Here is a 298-nt window from a genome sequence, read left to right as displayed (position 1 = left end):
GCCATGCAGGCTGCCGCCTCCAACACCGCCGCCGGTCCCGCCCTGGCCTTTATGGGGATGAACCAGGCCGCTGCAGCGGGCGGTGTCAACGCCCGGGATCTCTACCAGATGGGCGGCCAGCAGACCGCCGCGCAGCCTCAGGCCGCACCGGCCGCTGGCTGGACCTGCAGCTGCGGCCACACCGGCAACTCGGGCAAGTTCTGTGCCGAATGCGGCAAGCCCCGGCCCGAAGCCCCGGCTGTCTGGGTGTGCAGCTGCGGTGCAAAGAACAGCGGCAAATTCTGCTCGGAGTGCGGCA

At 70.1% G+C, this 298-nt stretch carries 1 pseudogene; it reads left to right on the top strand.

The features are described from left to right. A pseudogene (locus P0G09_RS19055) lies at nt 1-298 on the top strand (SPFH domain-containing protein); the annotation flags it as partial.

The organism is Faecalibacterium sp. DFI.5.82 (assembly GCF_029076575.1).
GTDB lineage: Bacteria > Bacillota > Clostridia > Oscillospirales > Ruminococcaceae > Faecalibacterium > Faecalibacterium duncaniae.
Note: the sequence above shows the minus strand (reverse complement) of the source record. Positions and strands in the feature narration are given on the sequence as shown.